Genomic DNA, 15,873 nt, shown 5'->3' on the forward strand with positions numbered 1-15,873 from the left:
CCCGGCGCCGGGGGTCCGGCGGGCGGCCGGGTCCGCGGCGCCGGAGTCCGGGGGTGACGGCACCGCACTGGCCGCCCGGCTGAGCGCGGTGCCGGAGGACCAGCGCGACCGACTGGTGCTGGAGGTGGTGCGCGAGCACGCCGCGGGGGTGCTGGGATATCCGGACGCCGCCGCACTGGATCCCGGAACCCCCTTCCAGGAACTGGGTTTCGATTCGCTCGCCGCGGTGGAATTGCGCAACCGCCTGGCCGAGGCGGCGGGCGTCACGCTGCCCTACGCCCTGGTCTTCAACTATCCGACCGCGGTCGCGGTGGCGGGCATGCTGCGGTCGCTGGTGGAGGAGGCGGCGGCCGCCGGCCCGGAGGTGTCGAACGGGTCGGCGGTGGACGATCAGCTCGCCGCGCTGCGGTCCCTGCTCGGGTCCCTGCCCTCCGAACAGGACAGGTCGCGGCTGGCCGACGGCCTGCGCGCCCTGCTGGCCGAGTCCCTGCCCGAACCGGAAACCGAGACCGGTGTCGACCAGTCCGCGGTCGAACAGGCCAGTGCCGAAGAGCTCTTCGCCCTGATCGACCAGCAGCTCACCGCGGAATGAGCCGGCGGGTGGGGACGGTACGGCCGTACCCACCCCCGCCGGCCCGCATCCACACTCCGACCGAAGGATTCGCCGATGTCTTCCCCGTACGCCACGCCGACCCTGCCCGCGCCGCGCGCCGCCCACGATCTCTACCTGCGCGACCCGGACGTGGTGGGTGGTGACGGCGCGGAGCTGCTGGACGATATCGGCCGGCGGCTGTTCGTCGTGGCGGACACCGAGCCGCTACCGGCGGCGGGTGGCACGCTGGTGCCCGCCGCCGACGCGGTCACCGGTGACCTCCCGGTGCTCGGGGTGGTGGAACCCTGCGGAACGGACGCTCTCGGTTCGGCGGCGTTCCGGCGCGCGTACGGTGTGCGGCTGGCGTACGTGGTCGGCGAGATGGCCCGCGGGATCGCCTCCGCCGAAATGGTCGCCGCCGCGGCGCGGTCCGGGATCCTGGCCTTCTTCGGCACCGGCGGGCTGAGTCTCGCCCGGGTGGAGCGGACGGTGGCCGAGTTGGCTCGACAGCTGGACGGTCTGCCGTGGGGCGCGAACCTGCTGCACAACCCCGGCGAACCCGAGCTCGAGGAGGCCACCGCCGCGTTGCTGCTCGAACACCGGGTGCCGGCCGTCTCGGCGTCCGCCTTCATGGGGCTCACCCCGGCTGTGGTGCGCTGCGCGGCGGCCGGATTGCACCGCGGTCCGGACGGCCGCGTCCAGCGCGCCACCAAGATCATGGCCAAGGTGTCGCGGCCCGAGGTCGCGCGATTGTTCCTGGCCCCCGCCCCGGAGAAGATACTGCGCAAGCTGGTGGCGGCCGGGCAATTGACCCCCGTGGAGGCCGAGCTGGCCGCCCTGGTGCCGGTGGCCGAGGACATCACGGTGGAGGGCGACAGCGGCGGTCACACCGACGGCCGTCCGCTACTGGCGCTGCTGCCGCGGATGATCGCCCTGCGCGACGAGGCCACCCGGCAGTTCGGCTACGACCGGCGGGTCCGGCTCGGCGCCGCCGGCGGTCTGGGCACCCCCGAGGCGGTCGCCGCCGCCTTCGCCCTGGGCGCCGACTATGTGCTGACCGGTTCGATCAATCAGCTCGCACCGGAAGCGGATCTGTCCGAAGCGGCGAAGTCCCTGCTCGCGGCAGCCGATATCGCCGACTTCACCACGGCGCCCGCCGCGGATATGTTCGAGATCGGCGCCCGCGTGCAGGTGCTCAAGAAGGGCAGCCGCTTCTGGACCCGCGCCCAGTGGCTCTACGACCGCTACACCGCCCATTCCGGTCTGGACGAACTGAGCCCGACCGATACGACGAAGCTCGAGACCGAGATCTTCGGCGCTACCGTCGACGAGATCTGGGCGCGGACCCGGGACTTCTGGCAGGCCCGCGATCCGAAGCAGCTCATCCGTGCCGAACGGGACCGTAAACACCGGATGGCCCTGTGCTTCCGCTGGTATCTCGGGATGTCCACCCGCTGGGCCACCGAGGGCGAGACCGAGCGTCGCGGTGACTTCCAGCTGTGGTGCGGACCGGCGCTGGGCGCGTTCAACCGCTGGGTGGGGCCGGATATCGGCGCGCCGGGCGTGGTCGAGATCGGGGAGAACCTGATGCGCGGCGCGGCCGCCCTGACCCGCCGGGACGCGGCGGTCAGGCTCGGCGTCGACCGGGTGCTCCCGCCGGTGCGCTACCGGGCCGCCGGTGGGGAATGAGGGCCCCGCCGAGTCATCGGGGATCGGCGGCGATCCGCTCCGGGGAGAAGTCGTCCACACCGTTCGCCCGGGTGTTGTGCGCGGCCCGGATTCGCCACTCGCCGCCGTGACGGACCAGGACGAGGGTGATGAATCCGTGCCGGTCCTCGGCGGTGTCCGCGCCGGGCAGCAGGTGGCCCGGCCACGACCAGCGGGTGTGTACGAGCGCGACTCCCGGGGCCAGTTCGTCGATCGCCACGATCTCCTGGGTGTAGCCGCCCTTCTGCGCGATCACCGACTCCGGTACCTCCAGATGGCCCCGGATGTTCGCCTCGCGGGACCGCCACCAGATCCCGCGGTGGGTGATGAAATCGGCATCCTCGGTGAAATACGTTCCCCATTCCCGCATACGGTGGCGCACCCACAGCTCGGTATGGGCAGTCAGGGTGGCTCTGATACGGCCCTCGTCTTCGGCATGCATACAGCCACTCTGAAACCTCAACGTATGTTCAAGTCAAGCGGGCGGTTCGCCGCCCGCTTCCGGAACGGCTCAGCCGAGCCGCTGCTCGGTGATCGGGGTGGTGAGCGAACTGCCGTTCAGTTCCAGATAGAGCTGGCGTTCGGTCACCGAGAGAGTGGCGGTGTTCCGGCGTTGGAGGGCCGCCGCCGCGGCCTCGACGAAGGCCCGGTCGAAGGAGACGAGCGGGATGTGCTCGGCGCGATGGATCCGTTTGCCGGCCAGCTGCGCCAGCACCTTGACGGGGTCGCGATGGGTGTACACCGCGACCCGATCGGCCAGTTTGCTGCCGCGATGCACGCGGTCGGAATCGGGGGCGCCGACCTCTATCCACGCGGTGATCCGGCCGGTGAGATCGCGGACCAGCACCGCGGGTTCGTCGGTGGACGATACGCCGCCGTCGCTGAAGGTGATGCCGTCGGTGTATTCGAGGCCGTAGGCCAGCAGCCGGGTGATCAGGAATTCCGCGGTCTCCGACGGGTGCCGGGCCATCCGCAACTCCAGCTCCTGGTAGACGCCCCGATCGATATCGGACAGGTGCAGGGTGACGGTGTGCAGAGTCGCGCCGATAGCCATAAGACGGTCAGCCTAACGAACGTGGCCGGGCGAAGTCCTGTGCCGCGTCGGCGCCGGCGGAGGCGCGCGGAGGCGTACGGCCGCACGGGGCCACAGGTGCCGGCACAGGCGCCGGGAATGCTCCGGGCGATCCGAGTGTTCTTGTGCCGTGTCACAAATACGCCGGAACCCGAACCTCTCGTGAGGCGACGGTGTCGCGTCCTCGGCAGTGTGGAACCGCATGGCCGGAGCGGTTCTCTCGCGCGGGCGCTGACGGCTGCGCCCGCGACAGTAGCCCCGGCCATCGGGCCGGGGCTACAGCCGTCGAGCGGAACCGCGCGATCGGGCTCAGCCGAGGCTGAAGGGCTTACCCCAGACGCGGAACTCGGAGATGCCCTGGTCGGTGGTCGTTTCGACGCGGACGAAGGCACGGGCCTGGGCGTAACCGGCGCAGCCGTTGAGGCCGATGGTGGAATCGGTCCAGGTCACCGAGCCGTTGGGGCCGGTGAACTTGTTGGCGAAGGTGTGGCCCTCGTCGCCGTAGACATCCGGCTTCTCGATATCGAGCAGCAGGAACGAGGTGGCCTGGCCCGGGCCGAGGGTCAGGTTGGCACCCGAGCTGAGGCTGCCGGTCACCTTGTCACCGGAGGAGGTCACACCGGCGCCACCGTTGCCGGCGCCGCCGCTGATATCGACCTGGCAGCCCACGACATATCCCGGGGTGATCTTGGTGCCCTTGTGCGGACCGTGCACCTCGACCTGAGCGCTACCGGAGACCCAGGCGTTACGGTGCAGCGGGGTCGAACCCATCGACGGGTTGATCAGCGCCGATTCGTTGGCGATGCGGGCGGTGATGTTCAGGCCGTTGGGCAGGGTGTGGTTCAGCTCGGCACCCGGCAGCGGCACGAAGGTGTCGGCATCGGCCGCGCCGGTGGAGAACAGGCCGACCGCGGCGACGGCCGCGGCCGTCACGCTGGCGGCCCGTACGACGCTTTTCTTGATTACAGACATGACAGTTTCCCTCTCGGAAAAGAATTCCGTTCAGCGACGGATTTGATCGACCAGATACGACGTGCGTCAGCCGATGCTGAACGGAGCTCCGTACAGGGTGGTCTTCGAATAGTGGTCGCCGATGATTTCGACGACGGCGTAGGAACGGGCCTGCGCGTATCCGGCGCACCCTTCGATATTGATTTCGACGTCTTTGTAGTCGACCCAGTACACGCCGGGCTTCGGAATATCGACGCCTTCGACGTTGACGAATTTGACCTCACCCGGGCCGAGCTTGATGCCGAGCGAGCCGCTGGCACCCAGGCTGGAGGTGCTCACGCTGGCCGATACGCCGGCCGAGATGGCGTCGTCGGCGATGCTGACCTGGCAGCCGACGATGTACCCGGCGCTGACGCGGGACGTGCCGTGGGTGGACGAGTTGTTGGTGCCGGGGGCGTTGGTCGGGCCCTTCCAGGGGCCCGGGGTGCCCTCCGGGGTCTGGCTGACGTCGGCGAAGACCCGTCCGCTCAGCCAGGCGACCCGGCCGGCGCCATTGGCCGACAGCGACGGTGAGATGAGCGCGCTCTCGTCGACACGGCTCAGTTTGACGCCCGGGCCGAGTTTTTCGCCGCCGGGGAGCGGCACAAAGGTGTCGGCACTCGCCATGCCTCCGGCGACGCCCAGTACCGCCGCCGTCATCGCCGCGGTGGCAGCAATCGACTTGATATTCATCGTGATTCCCTCATGGTTTTGCGAATTGTCGCCGTATTTCGGCCGGAAGGTGCCGTCCGGCGAAAAAAGGCAGCAGTGATCCCCGGGCCTGTACGCGCACGCGCGTAGGCCGCGGTTCGGGGGGTATTACTGCGCAATCGCAGGTGAAATCCGGGGGTTACGAAAAACCCACCGGTGGTGTCGGATCGTCTTCCTGGGCGATCAGGTGACGAATGGCTGCGTCATCTATCCCTCATCCCTGTCTATCTTCTTACAACCCGGCCGGGTTCGGCCGGAAACTGTGCGGCGAGGGGGAAGGCAGGCGCACGGGCGTCAGCAGCGTCGGAGTCCACATCCCTCACACCTCTCGCTCGTGTGTCGTTGCGCCGGACGGCCGCTCACCCCGTTCGGGGTGGGCACCGTTCGCGGACACCGTGGGTGCGGTGTCGGCGCAGTCTGTTGCCAGCCCGTCTGTAGTTAGGTTAGCCTTCGCTCACTATAAAGCCTTGTTAACGTTTTTTGTGAGCGATGACAGTGGCCTACGTCACGCGGACCGGAAGGGACGATTCGATGCACAGAAGTTGTGACACCGCCTCATGACTGCCGGTTCGTCCTATGAATACCACACATATGTGGGTGTCCGCAGGTGGTCTGGATGGTTGCTGGGAGCAGTCTTCCTGGTAATCGCCTGCTTACTGAGCCTCGGGGTCGGGGTGGCGCATATTCCGATCACGGAAATCATTAGTGCACTGTGGGAGCCCGATGGATCGCCCGACCACCTGGTCATCAGCGAATACCGCCTGCCCCGTACGCTGTTCGGATTGCTCGCCGGTAGCGCGCTGGGGGTCGCGGGCTGCCTGATGCAGGGCCTGACCCGCAACCCCCTCGCCGATCCGGGACTGCTCGGTGTCAACGCGGGCGCCGCCTTCGCCATCGCCGTCGCGGTCGCCTATCTGGGCGCCGACGGAATCGCGTCCTATATCTGGTTCGGCTTCGCGGGCGCCGCTGTAGTGTCGGTGGCGGTGTATCGGCTGGGAACCGCCGGCCGCGGCGGGACCGATCCGATTCGGCTCACCCTGGCCGGTGTCGCGGTGACCGCCGTGCTCACCGGTGTCACCAAGGGGTTGATCCTGCTGAATTCCACCGCCTTCGACAAGATGCGACAGTGGGACGCCGGTGCGCTGACCGGGCGCGGCTACGACGTTCTCGCCGGCGCCACGCCGTTCATCGTGGCCGGGATGATCCTGGCCTTCGTCGCCGCCCGTTCCCTCAACGCCGTGGCGCTGGGCGACGATCTGGCCCGCGCCCTGGGCGTGCACGTGACCCGCACCCGGGCCTGTACCGCACTCGCGCTGATCCTGCTCTGCGGTACCGCGACCGCCGCGGTCGGCCCGATCACCTTCGTCGGCCTGGCGGTGCCGCATATCGCGCGCTGGATCGTCGGCCCCGACCACCGCTGGATCGTGGCCTATTCCCTGCTGCTGGCGCCCGCGCTGGTCCTGTTCGCGGATGTGGTCGGCCGGATCGCCATCCCGCCCGACGAACTGTCCGCCGGTGTGGTGACCGCGTTCCTGAGCGCCCCGGTGCTGATCTGGCTGGCCCGTCGCTCGGAGCTGAGGCAGTCGTGACCACCGTGCGCAAACCGCCCCGGCTCGGCACCGCTTCCGCCATCGATTTCGGCCGGTCGGTCCGGGTGCTGCGCCTGCGCGGTGTCACCACCCGGTTCGGGACGCGCGGCCTCGTGGTGACGGTCGTGCTGCTGGCCGCCGCCTGCGTGGTGGCGCTGCTGGCGCTGGGTACCGGCGATTTCGCGATCCCGCCGGACCGGGTGGTGCGGGCGCTGCTGGGCGACGGGGTGGGTGGCGACGAACTGGTCGTGCGGGAATGGCGGATGCCCCGGGTGCTCATGGCGCTGGTACTCGGCGCGGCGCTCGGGATCAGCGGCGCGATCCTGCAGTCGGTCACCCGGAACCCGCTGGGCAGTCCGGATATCGTCGGCTTCAACTCCGGCGCCTACACCGGTGCGCTGCTGGTGCTGCTGTCCGGCGGCGGCTACTACGCCACCGCGGCCGGTGCGCTGGGCGGTGGGCTGCTCACCGCGCTCGCGATCTTCCTGCTGGCCTTCCGGCGGAACGTCAAGGGATTCCGGCTGATCATCGTCGGTATCGGGGTCGGCGCGATGCTGGCCGCGGTCAACACCTGGCTCATCCTGCGCGCCGATCTCGACGAGGCGATGTCGGCCGCCGCGTGGGGTGTCGGGACGCTGGACGGGCTCACCTGGGACGAGATCGTGCCGGCCCTCGTGGTGCTGGCGATCCTGGCCGTCGTGGTGATTCCCGCCGCCTACCGATTGCAGGTGCTGGAGCTGGGCGACGACGCGGCGCAGGCGCTCGGGATCCGGGTGGGACGGGCGCGTCTGGCGCTGACCGTGCTCAGTGTCGCGTTCACCGCGGTCGGCACCGCGGTGGCCGGCCCGATCGCGTTCGTGGCGCTGGCGGCACCGCAACTGGGCCGGCGCCTGGCGCGCACCCCGACGACCGCGATCCTGCCCGCCGCGGCGATGGGTGCGCTGCTGCTGGTGGTCTGCGACTGGATCTCGCGCCGGGCGTTCGCGCCGACCACCCTGCCGGTCGGGGTGGTGACCGCGTCGATCGGTGGCGCCTATCTGGCCTATCTGCTGGTGGCCGAGGCTCGACGGAACTGAGGGAATCATGGTGGACGAGAAACCCGGGCACAGCGTCGCCGACGGGACCGCCGGGCCGGCCAGGTTGCGCGCCGACCGGTTGCGCCTGGGCTACCGCAGCCGGGTCATCAGCGACGAACTGACCGTCGATATCCCCGACGGCACCTTCACCGTCATCATCGGCCCGAACGCCTGCGGGAAATCCACCCTGCTGCGGGCGCTGTCGCGGCTGCTGGCGCCCGAGTCCGGCGCGGTGCTGCTCGACGGGAAGCAGATCGGCAGTTACCCGGCCAAAGAGGTCGCCCGGCGGATCGGATTGCTGCCGCAGACCTCGACCGCGCCGGAGGGGATCCGGGTCGCCGATCTGGTGGGCCGGGGCCGGTATCCGCATCAGTCGCTGATCCGGCAGTGGTCGCGGCGCGACGAAGAGGCCGTCGCCGCGGCCATGGCCGCCACCGGCGTGGCCGAGCTGTCCGGGCGGCTGGTGGACGAGCTGTCCGGCGGGCAGCGGCAGCGAGTGTGGATCGCGATGGTGCTCGCCCAGGAGACGCCGATCGTGCTGCTCGACGAACCGACGACCTTCCTCGATATCGCCCACCAGATCCAGCTGCTGGATCTGTGCCGCCAGTTGAACCGGGGGACCGGGCGGACGGTGGTCGCGGTCCTGCACGATCTGAATCACGCCTTCCGGTACGCCGATCATCTGATAGCCATGCGGGATGGTGCGGTGATCGCGGCCGGAGCGCCGCGCGAGATCGTCACCGCCGAACTGGTGCAGCGGGTTTTCGACCTGGGCTGCCGAGTGATCGACGATCCCGAAACCGGCGCCCCGCTGGTGGTTCCGCTGGCCGAGAACGCGGTGCGCACAGGTTGAACGCGACAAATTGGACAGGGCCTAATACGTGATAGATGTTTTACTTCAGTAAAGGTTAGGCTAACCTCAACTGTGGTCGTGTGTCGTGCCGGTCGATAGAGGGACCGGTATCGGCACCACACCGAATGTGGTTCACAGCGGAGGGAGTTGCCGTGCCGGCGGCAGAGCAGGATGCCTCGAAGGCCAGCGATCCCGGGTTACCGCTCACCGGCCCCCAGCTGGGAATATGGAACGCGCAGCTATTCGACCCGGAGTCCGGGCGCTATCTGGTCGGTGAGGTCCTCGAGATCTCCGGCGACACCCCGATCGACGTCGAGGCCCTGGCCGAGGCGATCCGCCGCACGGTGGCGGAGGCGGAGAACATGCGGCTGCGTTTCCGCGATACCGCGGCCGGTCCACGGCAGTTCGTCTGCGACGAACCCGCTGTCCTGCAACCGCTGATCGATCTACGCGGTGCGGCCGAACCGCGTTCGCTCGCCCACGAGGCGGTGGCACTGGAACGTCATCGGGCGGCGCAGCGGTGCCGCGGCATGGTGGACCGGCGGTTGTACAACTACACTCTGATCCGGCTCACCGACTCCGAGGTCTGGTGTGTGCAGCTGTACCACCACCTGATCGTCGACGGGTACAGCGCGGCCCTGCTGTCGCGCCGGGTCGCCGCGCACTACACCGCGCTGCGCCGGGGGGCGGAACCGCCCCGGGCGACCTTCGGCACCATCGCCGAGCTGGTCGCCGACGAGCAGAACTATCGCGACAGTGAGCAATTCACCGAGGACCGGCGCTACTGGCGTGAACAGCTCAGTCCCGCACCTCCGCTCGACGGTCGCGGGACCGCCCCAGGGGGCGCGGTGGACCGCACCATTCGCGCCGAGGCGATCCTGTCGGCGGAAACGCTGGAACGGCTGCGTAATTGCGCCGAGCGCTATCGGATCACCTGGGCCGACGGCCTGATCGCCTGCTATGCCGCGTATGTGCAGCGGTTGCTGGGCAATTCCGATGTCGTGCTCTCGATGCTGATGATGGGCCGGGTCGGCCGGGTCGCGCTGAGCACCCCGGCGATGGCGGTCAATGTGCTACCGCTGCGGCTGACCGTGCACGCCCACGACACCGTCGGCGAACTCGGTGTGCGGGTCGCCGAGACGCTGCGGGAGATGCGCAGGCACCAGCGCTACAGCGGCGCCGACCTGGCCCGCGACCTGAGCGGTTTCGGGGCGGGTGAACTGCTGCACGGAATCGGCATGAACCTCAAGGTCTTCGATTTCGCTCTCGACTTCGACGGCGCGAAGGGAGTGCTGCGGAACGTGGCCGGCGGCCCACCGGAGGATCTCGGCCTGGTGGTGACCCCGCTGCCCGACAAATCGGTGCTGCTCGGCTTCGAATGCGATGCCCGGACCAACGATCCGGAGACCGCCTACCGCCGGGTGGCGGGTGTGGTGCGGGTGATCGAGGCGTTCACCGAACTGGACAAGGTAGCCGTCGGAACACTGGAGTTGATCGACCGCGCGGACCGCGACCGCCTGCTGGCCGCGCGCTGCGGACCGCCGGCCGCCGACGCCGCCGAACCGGTGCCCGCCGCGCTGGACCGGATGGTCGCGGCGTACGCCGACGCCACGGTCCTGGTCAGCGGGGCGCAGCGCTGCACCGCCGGTGAACTCGGCGAGCGGGTGTACCGGCTGGCCCGGTACCTGCGGGACCGGGGCGTGACCGCGGGACGGCTCGTCGGCGTCGCGCTACCGCGGACGGCGGATCTCGTGATCGCGCTGCTGGCGGTGTGGCGCGCGGGCGGCACGTATCTGCCGCTGGATCCGGAACATCCGGTGCCCCGGCTACAGACCATGATCGACGACGCCGCGGCCGTCCTGGTGCTCACCGACAACGCCTTGGCCGATGCCTTCGCCGGTACGGCGGTGGCCCTCGACAGCGACCCGGTGCGCGAGGCGCTGCGCGGGTACCCGGGCACACCGCCGACCGCGGCCGAGATCGGGAACGTTCGCGGCGATCACCCCGCGTATGTGCTGTACACCTCCGGCTCCACCGGCACCCCGAAAGGGGTGGTGATCGACCACACCGCGCTGGCGCAGCTGCTGGCCGGGCACCGGTCCGGGATCTACGCCGACACCGTCGAACGGGCCGGGGACCGGCGGCTGGCGGTCGCGCATACGACGTCCTTCGCCTTCGACGCGGCGCTCGATCCACTGCTGTGGTTGCTCGACGGCCATCGGATCCATCTGTACGACAGCACCATCCGGCGCGATCCCGCGGCACTGGTCGCGGCTCTGCGGTCGGACGGTATCGAGGTGGTGGACGGGACCCCGACGCTGGCCGCCGCGCTGTTCGAGCACGGGCTGGCCGAGCTCGCGCCGCGGCTGCTCGTCCTCGGCGGCGAAGCCTGCCCGCCCGATCTGTGGCAGCGGGTGCAGCGCGCCGGCATCACCGCGGTCAACCTGTACGGCCCGACCGAGGCCACCGTCGACGCCATCGGCGCGCCGGTGCGCGGTGCGGACCCACATATCGGTGTCCCGCTACCCGGGGTGCGGGCCTATCTGCTGGACAACGGCCTCCAAGTGGTGGCCGACGGACAGCCCGGTGAGTTGTATCTGGCGGGCGCCGGTATCGCGCAGGGCTATCTGGGCGCACCCGGGATCACCGCCCAGCGCTTCGTGGCCGATCCGTTCGGCCCGCCGGGGGCACGGATGTACCGCACCGGCGATCTGGCGCGCTGGGTGCCCGGTAGCGGCTATTTTTATTCCGGCCGTGCCGACGCCCAGGTGAAGATTCGCGGGCACCGCATCGAGATCGGTGAGGTGGAGGCCGCGCTGAGCGGGCTCCCCGAGGTCGCGGCGGCGGCCGCCGATATCCGGGATATCGCGGGGCGGGCGAGTCTCGTCGGTTATGTCGTCCCGGTCGGCGGTACCGGGCCGGGTGATCTCGGGGCCCGGGTACGCACCCGGCTGGCCGAATCGCTGCCCGACCCGATGGTCCCCACCCGCATCGTGGTGCTCGGCGAACTGCCGTGGACGGTGAACGGCAAGATCGACCGTGCCGCCCTGCCCGACCCGGCCGAACCGGCCGGTGGGCGCGCGCCGGCCACCGCGGCCGAGAGCGCGGTGGCCGAGGTGGTCGCCGAACTGCTCGGTGGCGCGGCCGTCGATATCGACGACGACTTCTTCGGCGCCGGGGGTGACAGCATCACCGCCATCGGGGTCTGTACCCGCCTCCGGGAACGGGGACTGATCCTGGCCCCGCAGGACATGCTGACCCGCCGCAGTCTGGCCGATCTGGCGGCGGCGGCCGAAAGCGCCGATCCCGTGGCGGCTTCCGCGGCGGAGCAGCCGCCCGACGCCGGCGCCGTCTCGATCGCGCTCCCGCCGGACGACGCCGCCGAATTGACCGCCGCGTACGGGCCGGTCGCCGATGTGCTGCCGCTCTCCCCGTTACAGGAGGGGCTGCTCTTCCACGCCCTGCGCGACGGCGCGGCCGATGTCTACACGCTGACCGCCCGTTTCGAACTGGCCGGGCCGCTGGACCCGGACCGGCTGGGCGCGGCTTTCACGACGGTGCTGGGGCGCCATCCGAACCTGGGCGCGGCCTTCCGCTACGAGCAGTTCGACCGACCGGTCCAGGTGATACCGCGGAGCCCGCGGGTGGCCTGGCGGATCGAGGATCTGCGCGACCTGGCACCGGCCGCCGCCGCGGCGGGTGCGCTGGAGCTGGAGCGGCTGGCCGGTGCGCAGACGTTCGATATCGCCGAACCGCCACTGCTGCGCGCCGTGCTCATCCGGCTGTCCGATACCGCGCACCGCCTGGTGCTGACCGCCCATCATCTGCTGGCCGACGGCTGGTCGGTGCCGATCGTGCTGCGCGAGATGCTCGCGCTCTACCACGGCGAGCGGCTGCCCGAACCCGGTTATTACGGAACGTATCTGGCCTGGCTCGCCGCCCGCGACAGCGACGCGGCCGTCCGCCGCTGGGGCGAATACCTGGCCGGTCTGTCCGCGCCGAGTCTGGTCGGCGCGACCGGCCCGCGGTCGGCGGCGGTGGGGCTGGATGTGCCGCTGGCCCACGAGACCGCGGCCGCGCTCGAATCGTTCGGCCGGGCCCACGGGCTGACCATGAACACCCTGCTACAGGGTGCGTGGGGAATGGTCCTGGCCGAGCGACTCGGCCGCGACGATGTGGTCTTCGGCGCGGTGGTGTCGGGCCGGCCGAGTGAACTGCCGGGCGTGGCGGGCATGGTCGGGTTGTTCAGCAATACCGTCCCGGTCCGGCTGACCCTGGACCCGGCGCGGCCCGCGGCCGTTCAGTTCGCCGAATTCCAGCAGACCACACTCGATCTGCAGAATCAGGGCTACCTGGGCCTGGCCACGGTCGAGCGGGCGGCCGGAATCGGGCGGCTGTTCGACACGCTGGTGGTCTACGAGAACTTCCCGAAAACCGGTGTGCGGGGCAATGAATCGCACGAGGTCGGGGTGGCGGATGTGACGGTGCACAGCCTCACCCATTACCCGGTCACCGTGACGGCCCTGCCCGGCGACCCGTTCCGCCTGATGCTGCACCACGACCCCGGCGCGGTGGACGCCGCGTCCGCCGCGCGGATGGCGGCCCGCCTCGGCGCGGTGCTCAGCGCCCTGGTCGACGAACCCGGTGCCACCGCCGGGGCCGTGCTGGCGGCCACCCGTCACCCGGACACCCGCGGCCGCACCATGGCCGACTGGGGGCCGCGCACCGCGCTCGATCCCGCGGCGCCCGCGATCACGGTCGACGGCGCGACGATCGCCTACCGCGAATTCGAGGCGCGCGCCAACCGGCTCGCCCGCCGGCTGGTCGCCCAGGGCATCGGCCCCGAGACCGTGGTGACGGTCGCCATGCGGCGCGGCGCCGATCAGGTGATCGCGGCGCACGCCATCTGCCGGGCCGGTGGGGTGTACCTGCCGGTGGATCCGGAGCAGCCCGCCGAACGCGTGGACACCATCCTCGCCGCCGCCGCGACGCCCCTGGTGCTGACCACGGCCGCCGATGCCTTCCAAACCCGCCGAGCGCCCGTGATTTCCGTCGACGCCCTCGACACCGCGGACTTCGCGGACACCGCGCTCACCGACGCCGACCGGCTCGCGCCGTTGCGGCCGGACAACGCGGCCTACCTGCTGTTCACCTCCGGCTCCACGGGTGTGCCCAAGGGGGTGACGGTCCCGCACGCGGCCATCGTCAACACCTTCGCCTGGCTACAGGAGCAGCACGGGTTCGGGATCGGTGACACCGTGCTGTACCGGACCCCGGCGACCTTCGACGCCTCACTGCTGGAGATCTTCCTGCCGCTGCTGGTGGGCGCCCGGATCGTGGTGGCGCGGCCCAACGGCCACCGCGATCCCTACTATCAGGCACGGTTGATGGCCGAGGAACGGGTCACCGCGATCCAGATGACCTCGTCCATGCTCACCACCACGGCCAAGGAAAGCGATCTGTCCGGGTGCGGTGCGCTGCGCTGCGTGTTCACCGGCGGCGAACCGCTGCCGCCCGCGACGGCGCAACGGTTCCGGACCGCGACCGGGGCCCGGGTGAACAACCTGTACGGTCCCACCGAGGCCGCGGTCTGCATCACCTATCACGCCACCGACGACGCCGACACCGTGACGGTCCCGATCGGCCGTCCGCCCGGTGGCGCGGGGGTGCGGGTGCTCGACGACAGGTTGCTGCCGGTGCCGTCCGGGGTGGTCGGGGAGCTGTACCTGACCGGCGTCCAGCTCGCCCGTGGCTACCTGCACCGTCCGGAGCAGACCGCCCGGACCTTCGTCGCCGATCCCGCCGGCAGCGGCGAACGGATGTACCGCACCGGCGATCTGGTCCGGTGGGGCGCCGAGGGTGAACTCGAATACGTGGGCCGCACCGACAGCCAGATCAAACTCCGCGGCCAGCGGATCGAACTCGGCGATATCGAGTCGGCGATCCTGCGCCGCCCCGAGATCGCCCAGGTGGCGGTGATCCTGCGCGAGGACAGTCCCGGCGATCAGCGCCTGGTGGCCTATCTGCGAGCGCGGACAGGCGCCGTCCCGGACATCGACGCGGTGCGGGCCACGGTGCGTGATGCCCTGCCGGAGTACATGATTCCGGCGGCCTTCGTGGAACTCGGCGAGATCCCGATGACGAGCAGCGACAAACTCGACCGCAAGGCGTTACCCGTTCCCGACTATCCCGTGGAAGCCCCTGCCGTCGCCGGCACCGCGGTCGCGGATCCGACGCTGTCCGCGGCCGCCGGCCCGGTCCTCGAGGCCATGGCCGCCGTCCTCGGAGTGGCCGCCATCGGCCCGGACGACGATTTCTTCGCGGCGGGCGGTCATTCGCTCACCGCGGTCCGGCTGGTCGGCCGCTTGCGCCGGGCGGGGCACGAGGTGGTGGTCGACGATATCTTCGAGGCGCCCACCGCACGGGCGCTGGCGGCCCGCATCGACGGTGCCGCCCCGGTGACGGCACCGCGAGCCGTTCCGCCTCGGGCGGCGGATCTCGCCGCACCCTCCGAGGAGATCGCCATGCTGGGCCGGCGCCTCGACCATGTGCTCGAACTGCGTCCCCGCGGCGCGGCCGAACCGTTGTTCTGTGTGCATCCGGTGGGCGGCACCGCCTGGCAGTTCACTCCGCTGGCCCGGCGGTTGCGTGCCGACCGGCCCTTGATCGGCTTGCAGTTGCCGGCGCTGCGGGGCGTGGAATCGGGCGCCACAACCATCGACGAACTCGCCGCGCGCTATCTGGCGACCGTCCGCGAGATCCAGCCCGAGGGGCCCTACCACCTGCTCGGATACTCACTCGGCGGCAATATCGTGCACGCGATGGCCGCCGCGCTCGCCGAGCGCGGCGCGGCGACAGCGTTCGTGGGCCTGATCGATTCGCATCCGCTGGCGAACCTGGCCGACCAGGCGACCGCGGCCCTGGCCGATCCGGACCGCTTGGCGGCCCTGCTGCCCGAACTCCCCGACGACGCTCCGGATCTCGCGGCGCTCATCCGGGGCGCGGCCGGTGAACTGCTGCGCATGGTCACCGTCTCCGAGACACCGGACTACGCCGGTCCGATGGCGCTGTACGCCGCGGACCCCGGCGGCGACGACGATGCCGCGCGGGTCGCCGCCCAGTTGTCGGGATGGCGCGCCGCCGGTGCGCGGATCATCTCGCGCCGCCTGCCCTACTCCCATGTCGGGATCGTCTCCGAGGACGGCTGGTCGGAGGTCGCCGCGCTGCTGGATACCGAAGCGGCCCTGCGGACCTGACCGCGCGTCCCGGTCCCCGAGACTTCG

General features: G+C 70.5%; 10 protein-coding genes. 6 read left to right on the forward strand and 4 right to left on the reverse strand.

Going from position 1 to position 15,873, the window contains the following annotated elements; genetic code table 11:
- Both ABZV91_RS20660 and ABZV91_RS20665 read left to right on the forward strand, forming a co-directional pair.
- Nucleotides 1-592 (forward strand): phosphopantetheine-binding protein (locus ABZV91_RS20660; protein WP_355243973.1); only part of this gene is annotated, 592 nt, incomplete at its 5' end.
- 75 nt (nucleotides 593-667) lie between these two features.
- Nucleotides 668-2,281, forward strand: coding sequence for a PfaD family polyunsaturated fatty acid/polyketide biosynthesis protein (locus tag ABZV91_RS20665; protein ID WP_355243976.1), 1,614 nt, complete (start codon nucleotides 668-670; stop codon nucleotides 2,279-2,281).
- A gap of 13 nt (nucleotides 2,282-2,294) precedes the next feature.
- On the opposite strand, the gene ABZV91_RS20670 is transcribed toward ABZV91_RS20665, so the two are convergent.
- The 4 genes from ABZV91_RS20670 to ABZV91_RS20685 form a co-directional block, all read right to left on the reverse strand.
- The gene (locus ABZV91_RS20670; protein ID WP_355243979.1) at nucleotides 2,295-2,741 is read right to left on the reverse strand and encodes an SgcJ/EcaC family oxidoreductase; all 447 of its coding nucleotides are present in this window, start codon (nucleotides 2,739-2,741) and stop codon (nucleotides 2,295-2,297) included.
- A 69-nt stretch (nucleotides 2,742-2,810) separates the two neighbouring features.
- A complete protein-coding gene (locus tag ABZV91_RS20675) occupies nucleotides 2,811-3,353 on the reverse strand; it encodes a YaeQ family protein (RefSeq protein WP_355243982.1) in 543 nt (180 codons plus the stop codon).
- A gap of 327 nt (nucleotides 3,354-3,680) precedes the next feature.
- Nucleotides 3,681-4,343 carry an MspA family porin gene (locus ABZV91_RS20680; RefSeq protein ID WP_355243984.1) on the reverse strand — a complete coding sequence of 221 codons (663 nt, stop codon included), beginning with the start codon at nucleotides 4,341-4,343 and terminating at the stop codon, nucleotides 3,681-3,683.
- A 66-nt stretch (nucleotides 4,344-4,409) separates the two neighbouring features.
- Complete coding sequence (locus ABZV91_RS20685; RefSeq protein WP_039827685.1) at nucleotides 4,410-5,054, reverse strand: MspA family porin; 645 nt, start codon at nucleotides 5,052-5,054, stop codon at nucleotides 4,410-4,412.
- A 638-nt stretch (nucleotides 5,055-5,692) separates the two neighbouring features.
- On the opposite strand from ABZV91_RS20685, the gene ABZV91_RS20690 reads away from it, so the two are divergent.
- From ABZV91_RS20690 to ABZV91_RS20705, 4 genes are all read left to right on the forward strand, one after another.
- Nucleotides 5,693-6,661 carry an iron chelate uptake ABC transporter family permease subunit gene (locus tag ABZV91_RS20690; RefSeq protein WP_355243988.1) on the forward strand — a complete coding sequence of 323 codons (969 nt, stop codon included), beginning with the start codon at nucleotides 5,693-5,695 and terminating at the stop codon, nucleotides 6,659-6,661.
- Entirely contained in the window at nucleotides 6,658-7,737 is a 1,080-nt protein-coding gene (locus tag ABZV91_RS20695; protein ID WP_355243990.1) for an iron chelate uptake ABC transporter family permease subunit, read from the forward strand. The genes ABZV91_RS20690 and ABZV91_RS20695 overlap by 4 nt, the downstream gene beginning before the upstream one ends.
- Nucleotides 7,738-7,744: 7 nt before the next feature.
- Nucleotides 7,745-8,590, forward strand: coding sequence for an ABC transporter ATP-binding protein (locus ABZV91_RS20700; protein WP_355243993.1), 846 nt, complete (start codon nucleotides 7,745-7,747; stop codon nucleotides 8,588-8,590).
- A gap of 152 nt (nucleotides 8,591-8,742) precedes the next feature.
- Nucleotides 8,743-15,846, forward strand: a complete 7,104-nt coding sequence (locus ABZV91_RS20705) for an amino acid adenylation domain-containing protein (RefSeq protein WP_355243996.1) — start codon at nucleotides 8,743-8,745, stop codon at nucleotides 15,844-15,846.
- The last annotated feature ends 27 nt before the right edge of the window (nucleotides 15,847-15,873 follow it).

The organism is Nocardia sp. NPDC004568 (genome assembly GCF_040609955.1).
In the GTDB taxonomy this organism is placed as follows: Bacteria; Actinomycetota; Actinomycetes; order Mycobacteriales; family Mycobacteriaceae; genus Nocardia.